Genomic DNA, 16,698 nt, shown 5'->3' with positions numbered 1-16,698 from the left:
AAATTCATCTCTACCAATTCATCCAAATTCATGGGTCCTGACCCTGAGCCTTGGTCATGACCTTGAAGCCCAACGCGATCGACCCACACACCCTGGCAACCGACTTGCAGGCAGGCAAACGTGCCGCGCTGGCGCGCGCGATCACGCTCGTGGAATCGAAAAAGGCCGACCACCGTCACATGGCGCACCAATTGATCCAGGCGGTCCTGCCATCCACCGGCAAGGCGTTGCGGGTCGGCATAACCGGCGTGCCGGGCGTCGGGAAATCGACAACAATCGACACGCTCGGCTCCAACCTGACGGCTGCCGGTCACAAGGTTGCCGTGCTTGCGGTCGATCCCTCCTCCACCCGCACGGGCGGCTCCATTCTCGGCGACAAGACACGCATGGCCCGGCTTGCGACCGACCGGAATGCCTATATCCGCCCCTCCCCGTCTGCCGGAACCCTCGGCGGTGTCGCCGCCAAGACCCGCGAGACGATGCTTTTGTGCGAAGCGGCCGGCTTCGACGTGATCCTGGTTGAGACCGTCGGCATCGGCCAGTCGGAAACGACCGTTGCCGACATGGTGGACTTCTTCCTCGTGCTCATGCTTCCTGGCGCCGGTGACGAGTTGCAGGGCATCAAGAAGGGCGTCCTTGAGATCGCCGACATGATCGCCGTCAACAAGGCCGACGGCGACGGTGCGCTGCGGGCCCGGTCGGCTGCCTCTGACTACAGGGCCGCACTGCATATTCTGGCCCCGAAATCCCCCAACTGGACGCCGCCGGTCATCACGGTTTCCGGTCTTGCCAACGAGGGCCTCGACAAGCTTTGGCAGCAGGTGGAGCTTTACGGCGATCGCATGCGTGCGAGCGGCGAATGGCAGGAAAAGCGCAGCCGGCAACAGGTTGCCTGGATGTGGGACATGCTGCAGCAGCGCATGATGGACGCGCTTCGAACCAACAAAACGACCGCCGGCCGGCTGAAAACACTGGAAGACAGCGTGCGAAACGGCACCACCGCCGTGTCTCTCGCAGTTGACGAATTGTCCGGATTGATGGGCCTCAAGGAATGAACATCACCAAAAAGACCATTCTGGTAACGGGTTTTTCCCCGTTCCCGGGGGCACCAGTGAACCCGACCCAGCAACTCATGGCGCGCCTGCCCAAGCGGCTTGGCCGGCATCAGTTCGGTATCGAGTTCGTCTTCAAGGTGCTGCCGACGACGTGGGCAGGCCGACAGGAAGTTACCTCCAGATTGCGCGAGGAGCTCGACCCCGATGCCATTGTCCATTTCGGTGTCGACGGTACAAGGCGCACGATGAACATCGAAACCCGCGCCGTCAATCGCGCGACGCGCGTCCGCCCCGATGCAGAAGGCGCGTCACCGGCAATGCCGGAGCTTGGCGAAAGACGTGAACGGGCAAGAGTGTCTGGCCTGCCCGCGCGCGCGCTTCGCGACGCGGCCCGGACCGGCGGTGCACCGGCCAACCTGTCGACGGACGCAGGCACCTATCTGTGCAATGCCACCTTGTGGGACTCCATCGGATCCGGCATTCCGAGCATATTCATCCATGTGCCGTCCCTCCCGAAGGGCAGATCCGATCACAGGCCGTCCTATCCTGTCATCGAGGAGGCCGCCGTGCGACTGTTGCAGGAAACAGCGCGCCGGTTGAAGTAGCTCGATGGTGCATGAGCGGCCCGACGCCATTGGCCCACTGACTTATGAGTAGAACAACTTCTTTTGAGCTTCTATTCGCATCCTGCCGAACCAGAGAAATAGCAGCGCAGTGTCTCGAAAGAACGGGTTACTTACTGGTTGTCATCCCGGTTTGCCGCAAAAGCGGCAAGACCGGGAACCTGTGTGTTTAAAGTGTGCTTAACTGGGTTGGGCGGGAGGCCGCCGGGAACCAGGTCCTGTGAGACCGTTTACTGGCTGGGCCTCATCCTGAGGAAGGCCGAAGGCCTGTCTCGAAGGATCGGCCGCGAGCGCCGTGCCGTCTAAGCCGTCTGACCCGCGCGGCCACCCCGCGCAAGCAACCATTCCACCTGCCGGATGCAATCCGCGGCCATCTCTTTGGAAAGGCCGGAACGGCCCAGCACCCTGAGACCGAAATAGGCGGACAGGACCCCCCGTGCCGTCTCGCGGGCATCTCTTGCGTTTAGCTGTCCGTCGTCCTGAAGCGCCTTGTAGAACGCACTTTCCAGGCGGTGGACCATGGCCTGCAGCTTTCCTTCGGCTTCGCCGCCTTCCGCTGCCTTGTCGATCAACGCATTGCAGAGGAAACAGCCGAGCCGATCGCCGTCCAGTTCCACCGCCTGCGCCACCTTGGCGAAGAGACCCAGGATACGCGCACGCCCGGAGCCCTCTGCCGGATTCCCGAGATAGGCCACCGTCCCGCTGATGACCTTGTCGTTATACCGGTCGAGTGACGCCAGATAGATCGATTGCTTGTCCTGAAAGGCCTTGTAGAAAGATCCCTTGGTGATCTCCATGGCCGCGAGCAGCTCTGTCAGCGAGGCTTCCTCGTATCCGACATCCCAGAAAAGGCCCATCGCCTTGTCCATGGCTTCGTCGGGATCAAATTCACGCGGTCTTGCCATTTGTCTTCCTCGCCCGGCAGTCACGAACAGCTCACCGGAACTTCACACGCTTGTGTTTTGTACCGATTGGTTCCAAACCTTATGTTCAGGTCACCGGCACGGCGTTGGGCAACTCTGCCTTATTAGGAACCGAATGGTACCGAAAAAGTCCCTTCAGAGCAAACGCGTCATGCCGGTCCAAATTCAATGCCTGTTTCGGGCTGACCCCTGGGAGTTTTGATATGCTTAAGAACCTGATCCGCGGCTCCGTCGCTGCGCTCGTTGTTGTCTCCGGTCTTGTCTCCAGCGCCTTTGCCGCCGGCTTTGATGTGAACGCAACCGTGACCGGCCTCGCCCTGCGCGGTGTCGACCCCGTCTCCTACTTCACCAATGGCGCTCCGCAGGATGGTGACTTCTCCATCACCGAAGTCCACAACGGCGCGACCTACCGGTTCGTTTCCGAGGAAAATCGCGACCTCTTCAAACAGAACCCGGAAAAATATCTCCCGGCTTATGGCGGTTTCTGCGCATTCGGCACGGCAATGGGCGTCAAGGTCGATGGTGATCCCGACCTCTGGAAGATCGTCGACGGCAAGCTCTACCTGAACCTGTCCCAGAGCATCCAGGAGCGCTGGAACAAGGACATCCCGGGTTTCGTCAAGTCCGCTGACGACAACTGGACGAACATCGAAAACACCGACCCGAGCGAACTCTGATCGGTCTTCTGCCCCTCACAGATCGATCAAGACCGGCCGGAAATTTTCCGGCCGGTTTTTTTGACTGCCACCCGCAAACTCGCAGAAACGCCTGCTTTCACGGAAAATCGCCCGTGACGGCACGGCCCTTGCTGATTACCGGATGAAACCCCGATCCGCATCCCATCACGGGACGCTTTCAGCAGGTAGCAGTGCAAATGAAACGCGATCTTTCAAATCCGAGCCGCAGGATGTTTCTTGCCGGGACAGCCCTGTGCCTTTCCGGGACAGCCGCCGCGGCACAGATGAATATCGCCGATCTGCGCGGATCGATCGATTCTGCCGATCTCGGCCTCGTTCCAAACGCATCCAACGATCAGACAGCGCAATTTCAGAATGCGGTCAATCGCGCTGTTGAACGCGGCAGGGCCCTGTTTCTTCCGGCAGGAACCTATCCCGTAGCCAATCTCAGACTTCCCTCCGGAACGCTGATCGTCGGTGTCCCGGGCAGAACCCGTCTCGTTTACCAGGGCGGCGGCGGTCAACTCATCCGGGCCGAGGGCGTCAGCAACATTGGCCTGCAGGGGCTCACTTTCGACGGTGCGAACCGGTCGATCGGCGACTTCACCGAAGGCCTCCTGCATTTCGTCGGTGTCAGGAACCTTGCCATCGACAATTGCGACATCGCCGGGTCGTCGAAAATGGGCCTCGTCCTCGACAGATGTTCCGGCCGTGTTGAAAACTCGCGCATTTACGGCGCTGCAGAGGCCGGCATCCGCTCCAACGAGGCCGATGGCCTCGCGATCACCGGGAACACCGTGACCGATTGTGCCAATGGCGGCATCTGGATCCATCGCTGGCGCGAGGGCGAAGACGGAACCATTGTCTCCGGTAACCGGATCGAACGGATCGGCGCGCGCTACGGCGGCACCGGGCAGTTCGGCAACGGCATCAACGTGTTTCGTGCCGGCGGCGTGCTGATTTCAAACAACCGCATCACCGACTGCGCCTTTTCGGCGATCCGCTCCAACACGGGGTCGAACGTGCAGATCCAGGGCAATTCCTGCCTCAGATCCGGGGAATGCGCGATCTATTCGGAGTTCAATTTCCAGGGCGCAATCATTGCCAACAACATTGTCGATGGCGGCACCACCGGCATCTCGATCGCCAATTTCATGGATGGCGGCCGGCTCTCCGTCTGCTCTGGCAACCTCATCCGCAACATATCCGAAGAAGGCCCTTACCCGCCGGAAGTCTCCGGCTTCGGCATCGGCATTGCAGCGGAAGCCGATACGACCCTGACCGGCAACGTCATCGAGGGCGCACCCCGTTTCGGTATGCTGCTCGGCTGGGGCCCCTATATGCGCAACATCGCCGCCTCGCAGAACATCCTGCGCGATTGCGGCACCGGGATTGCCGTGACGGTGGTCGACGGAGCCGGTCCTGCCGCCATTACCAACAACATCGTGCAGGGCTCGAAACTCGGTGCCATCAAGGGTTACCGCTGGCTGGAGCCCGCCACCGGCGAGCTCAACAATGTCTCCCGTTACGCCAATCTCACGGTAACGGGCAACCAGGTCAGCGCCTGACGATCAGCTTTCTGCCAAGGCAAAACGCAGCGAAAGACAGGAAAGCCCGCCGTCGATCCTACGCGCCTCATGGGTCGGCAGCAGAACGGTTTTGAAACCGGCAGCCTCGATCGCCGCACGTGTTTGCGGATAGCCTTCGGGCACGAGAACGACATCGTTCACGCGGATCACGTTGGCCGCATAGTCCTCGCCATCGGCCACGACCACCGTTTTCCGGTTCCCGAAGAAGCCGCTCTCCGCCATCACCCTCGTCGCCAGAATGACGTCGTCGCCAAGTGTCGAACACGCGGTCTTGAAATGCAGCACGCCCTCAGGCGTCTCGCACACCTTCGCCGAGTATCCCCAGTCCGTCAGAAGATGCGCGAAGGCCCCGGCGCCTTCACGGTCGGTGCGGGCAGACAGACCGATCAGAATGATGTCGTCCAGCATCAGGACATCGCCGCCATCCACGCACCCGCTGCCGGGCAAGTCGACCACCGTGCCGAACCGGTTTTCGAGTGCCGGCCTGATGGCTGCTCCCTCGCCTTCGCGGCTTGCCGTGCCCGGACGCAACCGGATCGCCCCTTCCGGAAGGCAGAAAGCCGGGTCCTCGACAAAACAGCTGTCCGGATACTCTTCCAGGGCGGGCAGCACATCGACCCTCAGCCCGGCCTCTTGAAGCGCCTTGACATAAAGGCCATGTTCCTCGCGGAACCTGTCAGCATCCGGATCGCCGCTGTCGATTGCGCGGATCCCGTTTGAAACGCTGTCGGATGGCGTGCGCGTGATGGCATGCGTAAAGCGATAGGACAGCCCCGGCCGATGCGCCATGAAAATACTCCGGTGATGAATGAGTGGACCTGAAACAGTTGTCAGAAAGGCGAATTTAGCCGACGTTCCGCAGCTTAAACAGTGCATTGATCGCGCCTATGCACGTTTAAAAATACGGCTGCCCGATCTCCCCGATGTCTCCGGCGGACTAGAACAGGAAATCGATAAGCGGACTGTTCTCATTGCCGAAGTGAGTGGTGGAATTGCCGGCTGCGCTGTTTTGGGCATCGATGGGCCAGGTGCGCATCTGGTCAATATTGCCGTCGACCCCGGTTTCAAGGGTCAGGGCATTGGCAGATCCCTGATGCAGGCTGCCGAAACCCATGCCCGTCATGCCGGCGCAACGGAGATTGCGCTGGCAACGCATGTCGGCATTCCTGAAAACGTCGCCCTCTACCAACATCTTGGCTGGAGTGAAACATCAAGAAACAGTCACAAGGTCTTTATGAAAAAGAAGCTTTAGCTTTTGAGTCCTTGTGCTTCAAGGAAGCGCCGCCTTCAGCTCATCCAGGAATTCGGTTCTGGGCTTGATATGCCCGGCCTGGGCACCGCGCCGTGTCAGGACCGGTGGATTGACCAGGCCGTCCAGCAGCACGGCCTCATCTTCATTGAGATCCAGCAATGCCTCCAGAACCGTCGCCATCATGACCTCCGCTGCACGGGTCGCTCCATCGTCGCATTTGAGTGCAACGCCAAAGCCGAGTTCGGGAATGGACGCGCAAAAAACGCCCTCGGCTCCGGTCTTGACGAAGACCCGCCCCCTGAAACCTTCCATGACCTTGGTGCAGAAACGCCCGTCCCCGGCCACCATGTAGGGCTCGTTGATGCAGGCGTCGTAGATCTGCCGCGCTGCATCCGCGCGCAAGGGTTCCAGGCCGTCACCGGTCCCGAACGCGGCAAAGGCCTTCGCGAAGCTTTTCAAAGGCGAAGCGTAAGTGGGGATGGAACAGCCATCCACGCCGCAGACATCTTCCGTTACACTCTCCCCGGTCATCTGCTCCACAGCAAGGCGAACCTCGCGCTGCACGGGGTGTGAGGCATTGATGTAGCCCTGCGTCTCGACCCCCATGATCCTGGCAAGTCCGAGGAATCCGGCATGTTTGCCAGAACAATTGTTGTGAAGCCCGCAGGGAACTTCGTCCTCCAGGATGAGCTTTGCCGCATCTTCCATGCGCTGCGGCCATTGCGGACCGCATTCCAGATCGTCTTCGGTCAGTCCCGCCTTCAAAAGCATGACCCGGGCCGCATTGGCATGGACTTCTTCGCCGTTATGCGATGCGCATGCCAGCGACAACTCTGCGTCGGTCAGGTCGAGCGCTTCCGCCGCCCCTGATTCCACCAGCGGCAGCGCCTGAAGCGCCTTGATGGCCGATCGCGGGTAGACCCGGGCCGCAACATCACCGATCCCGAGGACGAGTTTCCCGCGAGCATCGGCAATCGCGACTGTGCCGCGATGAACGCTCTCGGTGAGGCTGCCGCGCGTAACATCCACAAGGACCGGGTTTTCCATGGAATTTCTCATGCTGATCTACTGATTGTTCAAGGCTAAGCGGATTCGCTGCGGGCTGCTGACAAAAACGCCGACAGACGTGTCAGCGCCTCGTCGATGACCCAGTCCTGTTTGCAGAAGCAGAACCGGACGAACCCGGTCGGTGCGTTGCCTGCGTAAAATGCGGACACCGGCACAGCGGCAACCCCCGCTTCCGTTACAAGCCTCTGGCAAACCTCGACGTCCTGGGATCCCAGCCCGAGCTTTCCGAAGCCGCAGGTCAGAAAATAGGTCGCCTCGCAGGGCAGAACGCTAAAACCAATCTCTTCAAGCCCCTTCGCCATCCGGTCGCGCTTTCGCGATAGATCGAGGGCCAGGTCCCGATAATAGCTGTCGTCCTTGCGCAAGCCGTAGGCGACTGCGCGCTGGAGGTTCGGTGGTGTCGTGAAGGTCACCCACTGATGTGCCTTGCCGATCGGGTCGAGCAGTTCGGCCGGTCCGGTGATATACCCGACCTTCCAGCCGGTCAGCGAAAAAGTCTTGCCGGCGGACCCGATCCGGACCGTTCGCTCCCGCATGCCCTCAAACGTCATGAGCGGCCGATGCACGGCGCCGTCAAAGACAAGGTGTTCATAGACCTCATCGCAGATTGCGAAGGCATCGTGCTCCTTGCAGAGATCGCAGATGAGCTGCAGTTCGGCCTCGTAAAACACCTTGGCTGTCGGGTTCATCGGGTTGTTGATGAGAATTGCTTTTGTCTTGTCCGAAAACGCGGAGCGAAGCGCTTGTTCATCAAGCGACCATGACGGCGGACTGACCCGGACCCGAACGGGTATTCCGCCCGCGCGCCGGACCATCGGCAGATAACAGTCATACAGCGGTTCGATCAGAACCACTTCATCACCTGGAGACACCAGCGCCATGATGCAATCGGCAAGCGCTTCCGTAGCGCCAGACGTTACGATCACTTCGCTCTTCGGGTCGATGTCCAATCCGTAAAAACGGCTGTTGGCCTCGGCAACGGCTTCGCGCAGTTCCGGCAGGCCCAGCATCGGCGGATACTGGTTCGGTCCTTCAACGAGTGACCTGGCGGCCTCTTCACGGATGTCCTGCGGTCCGTCGACATCCGGAAACCCCTGCCCCAGATTGACGGCGTTGTGGGCCATCGCGAGCCGGGACATGGTTTCAAAGATGGTTGTTTCGATACCGGTGAACACCGGATTGGTCGATTTCATAACGTCTCCAGACCTTGTTTCGCACGGTTCTAGTCTTCCATCGGGCGACAGTCGAGCAATTTCGTGTCGCCTCGAGCTGGATGTCATTTGCCCGATTTTGCCGCAAAAATGCACCTCATCTGCCGTTTCCTGCATGGCTGCCATTCATCGCCGCCCTTGCTGCATTGCAACAAATCGATTAGAAGGGCTCTAAATTGATTTAGGTCAGTAATTGTGTCCCAGTGCGGCTGGGCGACCGTCTCACCGAATAAAACAGACTGGAGCCCGTCTTGACAGCACGCGCCGGGGCCGTTGCGCCTGTACAATCGACCAAACTGGATGCCTCCCGCATCAAGACCGAATTACTCGCTGGCTTGACGGTTGCGCTGGCCCTGGTACCGGAAGCGGTTGCCTTTGCATTCGTCGCAGGCGTCAATCCGCTCGTCGGCCTTTATGCGGCGTTCTTTGTAGGCCTGATCACGGCCTGCATCGGCGGGCGTCCGGGCATGATCTCGGGCGCGACCGGCGCACTTGCCGTGGTCATGGTCTCGCTGGTTGCCCAGCACGGCGTCGAATATCTGTTCGCGACCGTTGTCCTGATGGGCATCCTCCAGATTGGTGTCGGCGTTCTCAGATGGGGTAAATTCATCCGCATGGTTCCGCATCCGGTCATGCTCGGCTTCGTCAATGGCCTCGCGATCGTGATCTTTCTTGCCCAGCTCGGACAGTTCAAGGTTCCCGACGGCGCTGGCGGCCTGACATGGATGGGAGGCTCCCAGCTCGTTATGATGCTCGGTCTCGTCGCTCTGACCATGGCGGTGATCTGGTTGCTGCCCAAGATCACGACCGCGTTTCCGGCACCGCTCGCCGGCATTCTGGTTGTTTCGGGCCTCGTGCTCGGTTTCAACCTTGATACGCGCTCGGTTGGCGACCTTGCCTCGATCGCCGGCGGACTGCCCGAATTCCATATTCCAATGGTCCCGCTGACGCTCGAAACGCTGCAGATCATTCTCCCGTATGCGGTGATCCTTGCCGCGATCGGATTGATCGAGTCGCTTCTCACGCTCAACCTTGTTGCCGACCTGACCAACACCAAGGGTGGCGCGTCCAAGGAATGCCTGGCCCAGGGCTCGGCCAACATCGTCACCGGTTTCTTCGGCGGCATGGGCGGCTGTGCAATGATCGGCCAATCGATGATCAACGTGAAGTCCGGTGCGCGAACCCGAATTTCCGGCATCGCGGCGGCCCTGTTCCTGCTGTCCTTCATCGTCATTGCCTCACCGCTCATCGAGCAGATCCCGGTCGCAGCTCTGGTCGGTGTGATGTTCATGGTCGTTATCGGCACCTTCGCCTGGGCCAGCCTGAAGATCGTCCACAAGATCCCCCTGACGGACGCCCTGGTGATGGTCATCGTCACGGCCGTCACCGTCTATGCCGACCTAGCGGTCGCGGTTGTTGTCGGCGTGATCATTTCCGCACTGGCCTACGCCTGGAATGCGGCCAGCCGCATCAGCGCGCGCATCGGCACGAGCAAGGAGGGCTGGAAGGTCTATCGCCTGACAGGCCCGCTTTTCTTCGGATCAACAACCGGTTTCGTTGATCTCTTCAACCCGCAGAGCGATCCGGACGATGTCGTCGTCGACTTCATGGACAGCCGCGTTGTCGACCATTCCGGGCTTGAGGCGATCGATGCGCTGGCATCGAAATACGAGGCGGCCGGCAAGCGCTTGCACCTGCGCCACCTGTCTCCCGACTGCACGAAGCTTCTCGCCAAGGCGGGCAATCTCGTCGAAGTGTCGGTCCTCGAAGACCCGGACTACGAAATCGCTGTCGATTATGGCCAGACGTTCGAGGAACCGTCGAAGCCCGCCTGACGTTTTTCGCCATTCGAAAACAAATCAAGAGGCTCCGCAAGCGACAGCTTCCGGAGCCTTTTCTGTGGCCCGGCCAACAAAACGCCCGCAAAACACGCCTGCGGGCAACAACGAGCACGAATATGCGCTATTAATTCTGCAAAACACTTGCGTGTTTAGCGGGAAATCACTGTGCTGTTTCGCAACAAGCTCTTCATAACGCCTACCCTGGCGACCGTTATCGGGACATTCGTGGTGATCACGGCTGCCGCGATCCTGATCATTCAGGCGCTGACGTCCGAGCGTGTTATCCGGCAACTTGGAGGCAGCCTGGTGGATCTGGGCATGGACACCTCCGAAGCCGCGTTCATCGAGCAACTGCACGCCGTGACCGAAACGGCGAACTATACCCGCGCAAGCTGGGCAAACGGCGAGTTGTCGTTTGACGATCCGGAGCATCTGGTCGGATACATCTACGGTGCGCTCGCCCCGCAGGACCGCGTTTCGTTCATGATCATGGTCGACAACACGGGAAAGGGTGTCGACGTCGATCGCGGCGACGCTGACGGCGAAATTCTTGGCGGCGATGTTGACCTTGCCGCCGACATCCCCAGCCTTACACCGATCCTGATGGAAGCCGCGAACAGAAAGGATCCCTTCTGGAGCGAACCGCTCTACATGCCGACCCGGAAACACACCTATTTCATCTACACACACCCGTTCCACTCCGGAGGCGCCTATCGGGGGAGTTTCCTGATCGGCATGTCGCTGGAGCGGATCTCGGACATCACCTGGTCGATATCAACCGACGACATCACCGTGTTCCTGATGAAGGAAAAGTCGGAAGAAGTCGTCGCGCATCCCATGCTCGAAGACCATTTCGAGGAACTGAGTCCGGAGGCCCCGCTGCTGCATGTCAGCCAGATTTCCGATTTCTTCCTGTCGGATTTCTCCAGCCTGCAGATCGTGGAAAACAAGGACTACAACATTCCGGATGGAATGGAGTTGCGTGCAGGTTTTGACAACAATGGCGACAAGCGCTTCATCATCATCGAGCACGAGAACGACAACCTGAAAGGTTTGCCGGCGCGCATCGGTATCCACTTCCCCGCCGAATATCTCGATCAACCGCTTCAGCAGCTTCTCGTCGCCATTGTCGTCGGTCTCGTGCTGCTTGTGTGCTCATTGCTCGGGGCAATCATGCTCGCCCGCAGGATCGCCAAACCCATTCGCAGGGCCGCCGCTGCGGCCACGGACGTTGCCGATTTGAACCTCGAGAGTGTCGAGCCACTCCCCTCCTCGATTATCCGGGAGCTTGATGACCTGTCGACCGGGTTCAATTCCATGGTCGGTGGACTGAAGGCGTTCAACCGTTATGTCCCGCGTACACTGGTGCAGAAGCTTTTGAGCGAAGGCCGCGCGGACGTCTTGCCCGAGGAAAGGGAGGTTGCCGTTCTCTTTACCGATATCGCCGGTTTCACGACGGTGTCGGAAGGCATGTCTGCGAGCGAAACCGCTGCCTTCGTCAACCATCATCTGTCACTGCTTGGAGCGGAAATCACCAGATTGGATGGCACCATCGACAAGTATGTCGGCGACAGCGTCATGGCGTTCTGGGGCGCACCTGAGCACCTTGACAATCCGGCGGACCCGGCTGCACGCGCGGCCCTGGCCATGGCAGTCGCAATCCGCGCTGACAACCTGGAACGGGCGCGGCGAAACGAGCCTCCGGTGCGCATCCGGATCGGCCTCCACATGGGACCGCTCATTGTCGGTGACATCGGCGCACCCGGACGGGTGAACTACACCGTCATCGGCGACACGGTGAACGCCGCTGCGCGCCTGGAAAACCTCGGCAAGGAAATCGACGCGGAGGCAGACGTCATCATTCTGGCCTCAGGTCAGATTGCGCGCAATCTGAGCTCGGAAATCCGTCAACTCCCGATCGGACCGCAAATGGTCAAGGGCAAGAGCGAACCGATCGACGTTGTACGGCTGATGCCGGACTGAACCGCCCGCCGCATCGGGACTTCGCCGCTGCACGGAGCTGATCAGGTCCGCACCAAACCAACCGATTTTTCGATCGCGCCGGCAAACGCCCCGAAGGTCCATTCGCCATCCTTGTTCTCTATTCCGCAAAAAGCGTGCTGGGGCAGACAGCAACCGAGTTCGCGTTCGATCGCCATGATCAGCCCTATGGCATCGAGACTGTCAGCACCGAGCTTGCTTAACGTTGTGTCGGATGTAATCACCCAATCGGCGAGCTTGAGATCCCTAGCGATCACCGCCTTAACTTTCTCTGTAATATCAGACATTTAAACCCTAATGAATATTTTTGCGAATACATTAAAATGGGACACGCAAAAATAGCATTGAGGTTGCAATGGGGCAATCGCCGGATCGGTAAAATCTCGGAGAGATCGCTTACCGCGACACAGTCACGCAATTCGTGTTTGGCGCTTTCGACAATCTTTTTGCCAGAAGATGGGCGGTGGCCGACGCCAGGAAGACAGCCGTCAGTCCGATCCCGAGGTCGATCATGGCCGGATAGGGAAGCCGGAACGCGAACTCGAAGATTTCGATGAAACTGGCCGTGAACGCAATGAACAGACCGCCCGCCGCAAGAAAGGCGGCACCATCGCCGGCAAGGATGCCGCGACGCCGTTTCGCCTGAAAAAACCGGGAAATCAGAAAGTAGCCGAGTACGCTGAAGAAGAACGCGGTCAGGGCTGCAAGGAGCAAGCCGAGATCAAGATAGATGGTCATGACGATAAACCCGCCTGGTTTCGAAAAGAGTGTTTGTTCGCGGCATTCCGCTGCAACAGGACGTCCCGGGGAGGAGCTGACGCCTGTCGCTCGGACGCTGCCAGTGCCGCTCGCGCTTAGGTAGGAAGGCATGTCAGGCCAAACCAGCAGCATGAAAGAGATTTAATATTCATCGTGGAAAGCCGGCGTCCTTATTCGAGGCTCGCGCAAACACGCTGCACCATTTTGCCGGTAACTCGTATCTCCCTGTCTTGTGAGATTTCCGGAGTGGAATGTGCGTTTCAAACCAATGATCGTGACACGATCTTAGGCCTGCGGGCACACGGCCCCAGTTTGGACCCTTGTTTCAACGAGACGCTCGGATATCTCCAGCACACCAGGACAAAGAAGATGACGAACCGCAGACAATTCCTCGCCCTCACCGCAGGCCTGGCCACCACCACACTGGCATCGGCGTCTCTGCCCGCCCTTGCAGGCAGCTCCAAGCGCAGCGGCAATTTCTCCGGCCGCAGCAACCATGTAACGACGGGAAAGACCGAGCTCAGCAGCAACAGTGTTGTCCTCCAGAGCAATTTCAGCCTCGACGGCGCGCCCGATCCGCGGGTCGGTCTCGGCAAGAACGGAAAATACGATCCGAAGGCGGATCTCGGCGCTCTGAAAAAGCTTACCGGCAAACAGAGCTACCGGCTCGGAAACGGCATCAAGGCCTCCGACTACAACGAGGTCTACATCTGGTGCCGAAAGTTCAACGTCCCGCTCGGCGTCGCCAAGCTCGGCAACTGACGCCATCTGCACATTGGGCCGCCCCGGCCTTGCGCCGGGGCTGAAACGTCTGCATTGAACAATGATGCAAAGCTCTTCTATTGGTCCGGGTCGGCCAATTCTGCATCGGTTTTCCGATTGTCGCCCACGCTGGGAGAGCCTTCACACTAAGTTCAATCGAGTGGTTTGTCTGACAGAAGCGCCCAAACTTCTTCCTCCCCTTCGGACCCGCGTGCGCCAAGCTCGATCAGCAATCGAGTCGTCTCGTTGGGTTCGGCACCGATTATCCCGCAAAGCGTCGTCAGCTTCCGCCATTCCTTGCCGGGAGGCATGTTCTCAAGCGCCTTCCTCAGCAAAGCCTTGCGTTTGTCATCGAGTTCCTTTTGCGCCTTTGTCTTGTGTTTTTCCAGAAGAAGATTGAACCAGAACTGGATTGCCGCCCCGACGGCCACGCCAGCGACTCCAAGCAAAAACTCCATGACCCGGCTCCTTTCTTCGCATCCGAAGCTGCCCTTATGCCCCTGATTGTCCATCTGCGGGCAAGCGGTAGTTCAGCATGCACGCGGCGGACACTCAACCGGTTGAAAAAAATCGGGCCTCAATTCGCATTGAGGCAAGAGACGTTGTTGAAAGCTCCGGTTTACCTCACGAGGATGTTCCTGAACTGCCAGGGTTCCTTATTGCCGACCAGACCATCCAAGACAAAAACGACCAGCGGTTCCGAAGCAAGCGCAGCTTGTGAGGTCCCGCACGTCAAGAGACTGCGACGCTTTCCGTTCTGAGCAACTTGTGTTTGTTTATACCCGCCCTGACGGCCCAAATGGATAGCACAATCTCAAGCGATAACTGCAAAGTCGAACTACCCATCGAAAACAACAGCCAGTTTTCACGATACCAGTCCAAAGAGTCCGCTAAATCTTGCAATCTACTTATTTCCCAAGGTGCCCATGAATAAAGATATGCACCTTCAAAAACAATCGCCAACAGAAACCAGACAACACAATAGCGCCAAGCAATACTCCACCAAATCGGAATAATATTCTTGTAAGACAACAAAATTCTTCCTCAATTCATGCTTCAAAAACCGAGAATATCGGCACGCAGGAATTTCAACTTTCCGCTTAACCGAACACTCAATGGGAGGCGTACAGAGCCTCCCAAAATACATCTCTTACTCAACATCGACCGTCACCATAACTTGGGCAAAACCTAAACAAGCCCCGGCGTTCCGCCAGAGCTTGTTTGGGTAGGTTGGTCCCGGATCAGGTCCGGGACCGCTCAGAGTTTTAAGACGCGATCACCGCACCAGTATGTTCTTGAACTGCCAGGGGTCCTTCTTGTCGATATCTTCCGGGAAAAATCCCGGGCGCCCCTCAAGCGGGGTCCAGTCGGTGTAGTAGCCCATGACCGGTCCGAGATACGGCATCTGGATTTCAAGGCAGCGCTTGTAGTCCATCTCGTCGGTTTCCACGATGCCCGCTTCCGGGTTTTCAAGTGCCCAGACCATTCCGGCAATAACGGCCGACGTCACCTGCAGGCCGGTGGCATTCTGGTAGGGTGCCAGCTTGCGCGTTTCTTCGACCGACAACTGGGACCCGTACCAGTAGGCGTTCTTCTTATGGCCGTAGAGCAGAACACCGAGTTCGTCGATCCCGTCGCGGATCTCGTTTTCTTCCAGGACATGCAGCTTGTCCTGCACCTTTCCGGCTGCCCCGAACAACTCATGAAGAGACAGAACGGCATCGTTTGCCGGGTGGTAGGCATAGTGGCAAGTCGGACGGTAGTTGACCTTCTTGCCGTCTTCCAAAGTGAAATAGTCGGCAATGGAGATGGCTTCGTTATGGGTCACAAGGAACCCGAATTGCGCACCGGGTGTCGGACACCAGGTCCGGACCCGCGTGTTCGCGCCCGGCTGTTCAAGATAGATCGCCGCGTTGCAGCCTTTCTTGTGGCTCTTGGCGTTTGCGGGCTTCCATTTCTCATGCGTTCCCCAGCCGAGTTCCGAAGGCTGGAAGCCTTCGGACAAAAACCCTTCCACGGACCAGGTGTTCCAGAACGTGTTCGGCGGTTTTGCCTCCTTGGCGCGCTGGGTGTCCCGTTCGGCAATGTGAATACCCTTGACGCCGGCCTTCTTCATAAGCTTCGCCCAGCCCTTGCGATCCTTGGGCTCCTTGAACTTTACGCCGGTCTCGGTCGCAACATCGACGAGCGCCTTTTTCACAAACCAGGACACCATGCCGGGATTGGCGCCGCAGCAGGAAACCGCCGTTGTACCGCCGGGCTTCTTCTTCTTTTCCTTGCGCACGGTTTCCCGCAGCGCGTAGTTCGTGCGATCGGCAGCCGGTGCGTTTTCATCGAAGTAGAAGCCCAGCCAGGGTTCAACAACGGTATCGATGTAAAGCACGCCGAGCTTCCGGCAGAGCTTCATCAGGTCGAGCGAGGACGTATCGACGGAGAGATTGACGACAAAGCCCTGCCCCTCGCCCTCTGTCAAAAGCGGCGTCAGGATGTCTTTGTAGTTGTCCGGTGTAAGCGCCACTTTCTGAAACTTGTAGCCCTTTCCGGTCACGAGCCCGGCATCGGTATCAACCGGATCGATCACCGTGAAACGCGATTTGTCGAAATTGAAATGGCGCTCGATCAGCGGCAATGTCCCCTTGCCGATCGATCCGAGGCCGATCATCACCAGCGGGCCGGTAATGGTGCCGTGAACCGGGTAAGGACTGGAAACGGCTGAGGCTTTCGGCGCTGCCTTTTTCGCGGGCGCCTTGCGAACCGCTGCGGGCTTTGAAGCTGCAGTCTTTGGTGCTGGCTTCTTGGCTGCAACTTTGGCTGCAGCCGGTTTCGCCGCAGCACTTTTTGGCGTGGCCTTGGTCGCTGCCGGTTTCGCCGCTGCACTCTTCGGCGCGGCCTTGGTAGCTGTCGGTTTCGCCGCTGCACTCTTCGGCGCGGCCTTGG

The 16,698-nt window shown here is 58.9% G+C and carries 17 protein-coding genes; 8 read left to right on the top strand and 9 right to left on the bottom strand.

What is annotated here, in order from left to right:
- The first annotated feature begins 56 nt into the window (after nt 1-56).
- Nucleotides 57-1,055 (top strand): methylmalonyl Co-A mutase-associated GTPase MeaB, encoded by a 999-nt coding sequence (gene meaB, locus RBB49_RS22960; RefSeq protein WP_306145238.1) that lies wholly within the window; start codon nt 57-59, stop codon nt 1,053-1,055.
- Nucleotides 1,052-1,660, top strand: a complete 609-nt coding sequence (locus RBB49_RS22955; protein ID WP_306145237.1) for a peptidase C15 — start codon at nt 1,052-1,054, stop codon at nt 1,658-1,660. Before meaB ends, RBB49_RS22955 begins: the two co-directional genes overlap by 4 nt.
- 320 nt (nt 1,661-1,980) lie before the next feature.
- Here RBB49_RS22955 and RBB49_RS22950 read toward each other — a convergent pair whose 3' ends face one another.
- Nucleotides 1,981-2,583: a TetR/AcrR family transcriptional regulator gene (locus tag RBB49_RS22950; RefSeq protein ID WP_306145236.1), complete on the bottom strand. Its 603-nt coding sequence runs from the start codon at nt 2,581-2,583 to the stop codon at nt 1,981-1,983.
- Nucleotides 2,584-2,804: 221 nt separating this feature from the next.
- On the opposite strand from RBB49_RS22950, the gene RBB49_RS22945 reads away from it, so the two are divergent.
- Both RBB49_RS22945 and RBB49_RS22940 read left to right on the top strand, forming a co-directional pair.
- On the top strand, nt 2,805-3,278 hold the full coding sequence (locus tag RBB49_RS22945; protein WP_306145235.1) for a YHS domain-containing (seleno)protein: 474 nt from the start codon (nt 2,805-2,807) through the stop codon (nt 3,276-3,278).
- Between the two features lie 197 nt (nt 3,279-3,475).
- The gene (locus RBB49_RS22940; RefSeq protein ID WP_306145234.1) at nt 3,476-4,846 is read left to right on the top strand and encodes a TIGR03808 family TAT-translocated repetitive protein; all 1,371 of its coding nucleotides are present in this window, start codon (nt 3,476-3,478) and stop codon (nt 4,844-4,846) included.
- Nucleotides 4,847-4,849: 3 nt separating this feature from the next.
- On the opposite strand, the gene RBB49_RS22935 is transcribed toward RBB49_RS22940, so the two are convergent.
- The gene (locus RBB49_RS22935; protein ID WP_306145233.1) at nt 4,850-5,656 is read right to left on the bottom strand and encodes a dimethylarginine dimethylaminohydrolase family protein; all 807 of its coding nucleotides are present in this window, start codon (nt 5,654-5,656) and stop codon (nt 4,850-4,852) included.
- A gap of 19 nt (nt 5,657-5,675) precedes the next feature.
- Here RBB49_RS22935 and RBB49_RS22930 point away from each other — a divergent pair, with 19 nt between their 5' ends.
- Entirely contained in the window at nt 5,676-6,119 is a 444-nt protein-coding gene (locus RBB49_RS22930; RefSeq protein WP_306145232.1) for a GNAT family N-acetyltransferase, read from the top strand.
- Between the two features lie 18 nt (nt 6,120-6,137).
- Here RBB49_RS22930 and RBB49_RS22925 read toward each other — a convergent pair whose 3' ends face one another.
- Together RBB49_RS22925 and RBB49_RS22920 are read right to left on the bottom strand one after the other, a co-directional pair.
- Nucleotides 6,138-7,166 (bottom strand): asparaginase, encoded by a 1,029-nt coding sequence (locus RBB49_RS22925; RefSeq protein ID WP_306145231.1) that lies wholly within the window; start codon nt 7,164-7,166, stop codon nt 6,138-6,140.
- Nucleotides 7,167-7,201: 35 nt separating this feature from the next.
- Nucleotides 7,202-8,380 (bottom strand): aminotransferase, encoded by a 1,179-nt coding sequence (locus RBB49_RS22920; protein WP_306145230.1) that lies wholly within the window; start codon nt 8,378-8,380, stop codon nt 7,202-7,204.
- 269 nt (nt 8,381-8,649) lie between these two features.
- Between RBB49_RS22920 and RBB49_RS22915 the strand changes: the two genes are divergently transcribed.
- Nucleotides 8,650-10,233: a SulP family inorganic anion transporter gene (locus tag RBB49_RS22915; protein WP_306145229.1), complete on the top strand. Its 1,584-nt coding sequence runs from the start codon at nt 8,650-8,652 to the stop codon at nt 10,231-10,233.
- 780 nt (nt 10,234-11,013) lie between these two features.
- On the opposite strand, the gene RBB49_RS28425 is transcribed toward RBB49_RS22915, so the two are convergent.
- The gene (locus RBB49_RS28425) at nt 11,014-11,316 is read right to left on the bottom strand and encodes a hypothetical protein (protein ID WP_369293659.1); all 303 of its coding nucleotides are present in this window, start codon (nt 11,314-11,316) and stop codon (nt 11,014-11,016) included.
- Between RBB49_RS28425 and RBB49_RS28420 the strand changes: the two genes are divergently transcribed.
- The gene (locus tag RBB49_RS28420; protein ID WP_369293658.1) at nt 11,212-12,222 is read left to right on the top strand and encodes an adenylate/guanylate cyclase domain-containing protein; all 1,011 of its coding nucleotides are present in this window, start codon (nt 11,212-11,214) and stop codon (nt 12,220-12,222) included. The two genes, RBB49_RS28425 and RBB49_RS28420, sit on opposite strands and share 105 nt — an antisense overlap.
- A 41-nt stretch (nt 12,223-12,263) precedes the next feature.
- Here the strand turns inward: RBB49_RS28420 and RBB49_RS22905 are convergent, their stop codons facing one another.
- Both RBB49_RS22905 and RBB49_RS22900 read right to left on the bottom strand, forming a co-directional pair.
- Nucleotides 12,264-12,527: a phosphopantetheine-binding protein gene (locus RBB49_RS22905; protein WP_306145227.1), complete on the bottom strand. Its 264-nt coding sequence runs from the start codon at nt 12,525-12,527 to the stop codon at nt 12,264-12,266.
- A gap of 109 nt (nt 12,528-12,636) precedes the next feature.
- Nucleotides 12,637-12,978: a hypothetical protein gene (locus RBB49_RS22900; protein ID WP_306145226.1), complete on the bottom strand. Its 342-nt coding sequence runs from the start codon at nt 12,976-12,978 to the stop codon at nt 12,637-12,639.
- 390 nt (nt 12,979-13,368) lie between these two features.
- On the opposite strand from RBB49_RS22900, the gene RBB49_RS22895 reads away from it, so the two are divergent.
- Nucleotides 13,369-13,761 carry a DM13 domain-containing protein gene (locus RBB49_RS22895; RefSeq protein ID WP_306145225.1) on the top strand — a complete coding sequence of 131 codons (393 nt, stop codon included), beginning with the start codon at nt 13,369-13,371 and terminating at the stop codon, nt 13,759-13,761.
- Nucleotides 13,762-13,913: 152 nt separating this feature from the next.
- On the opposite strand, the gene RBB49_RS22890 is transcribed toward RBB49_RS22895, so the two are convergent.
- The gene (locus tag RBB49_RS22890; protein ID WP_306145224.1) at nt 13,914-14,219 is read right to left on the bottom strand and encodes a hypothetical protein; all 306 of its coding nucleotides are present in this window, start codon (nt 14,217-14,219) and stop codon (nt 13,914-13,916) included.
- 818 nt (nt 14,220-15,037) lie between these two features.
- Entirely contained in the window at nt 15,038-16,423 is a 1,386-nt protein-coding gene (locus RBB49_RS22885; RefSeq protein WP_306145353.1) for a homospermidine synthase, read from the bottom strand.
- Nucleotides 16,424-16,698: the final 275 nt, after the last annotated feature.

It is taken from the genome of Roseibium sp. MMSF_3412 (assembly GCF_030733265.1).
In the GTDB taxonomy this organism is placed as follows: Bacteria; Pseudomonadota; Alphaproteobacteria; order Rhizobiales; family Stappiaceae; genus Roseibium.
The sequence above is the reverse complement of the archived record's forward strand: the minus strand, read 5'-3'. Positions and strand labels throughout refer to the sequence as shown.

What these genes read in the sequence shown, in the direction of transcription:
- meaB (WP_306145238.1), top strand. Translation starts at nt 57, where the DNA reads ATGACCTTGAAGCCCAACGCGATCGACCCACACACCCTGGCAACCGAC.
- RBB49_RS22955 (WP_306145237.1), top strand. Translation starts at nt 1,052, where the DNA reads ATGAACATCACCAAAAAGACCATTCTGGTAACGGGTTTTTCCCCGTTC.
- RBB49_RS22950 (WP_306145236.1), bottom strand. Translation starts at nt 2,583, where the DNA reads ATGGCAAGACCGCGTGAATTTGATCCCGACGAAGCCATGGACAAGGCG.
- RBB49_RS22945 (WP_306145235.1), top strand. Translation starts at nt 2,805, where the DNA reads ATGCTTAAGAACCTGATCCGCGGCTCCGTCGCTGCGCTCGTTGTTGTC.
- RBB49_RS22940 (WP_306145234.1), top strand. Translation starts at nt 3,476, where the DNA reads ATGAAACGCGATCTTTCAAATCCGAGCCGCAGGATGTTTCTTGCCGGG.
- RBB49_RS22935 (WP_306145233.1), bottom strand. Translation starts at nt 5,656, where the DNA reads ATGGCGCATCGGCCGGGGCTGTCCTATCGCTTTACGCATGCCATCACG.
- RBB49_RS22930 (WP_306145232.1), top strand. Translation starts at nt 5,676, where the DNA reads ATGAGTGGACCTGAAACAGTTGTCAGAAAGGCGAATTTAGCCGACGTT.
- RBB49_RS22925 (WP_306145231.1), bottom strand. Translation starts at nt 7,166, where the DNA reads ATGGAAAACCCGGTCCTTGTGGATGTTACGCGCGGCAGCCTCACCGAG.
- RBB49_RS22920 (WP_306145230.1), bottom strand. Translation starts at nt 8,380, where the DNA reads ATGAAATCGACCAATCCGGTGTTCACCGGTATCGAAACAACCATCTTT.
- RBB49_RS28420 (WP_369293658.1), top strand. Translation starts at nt 11,212, where the DNA reads ATGGAGTTGCGTGCAGGTTTTGACAACAATGGCGACAAGCGCTTCATC.
- RBB49_RS22905 (WP_306145227.1), bottom strand. Translation starts at nt 12,527, where the DNA reads ATGTCTGATATTACAGAGAAAGTTAAGGCGGTGATCGCTAGGGATCTC.
- RBB49_RS22900 (WP_306145226.1), bottom strand. Translation starts at nt 12,978, where the DNA reads ATGACCATCTATCTTGATCTCGGCTTGCTCCTTGCAGCCCTGACCGCG.
- RBB49_RS22895 (WP_306145225.1), top strand. Translation starts at nt 13,369, where the DNA reads ATGACGAACCGCAGACAATTCCTCGCCCTCACCGCAGGCCTGGCCACC.
- RBB49_RS22890 (WP_306145224.1), bottom strand. Translation starts at nt 14,219, where the DNA reads ATGGAGTTTTTGCTTGGAGTCGCTGGCGTGGCCGTCGGGGCGGCAATC.
- RBB49_RS22885 (WP_306145353.1), bottom strand. Translation starts at nt 16,423, where the DNA reads ATGATCGGCCTCGGATCGATCGGCAAGGGGACATTGCCGCTGATCGAG.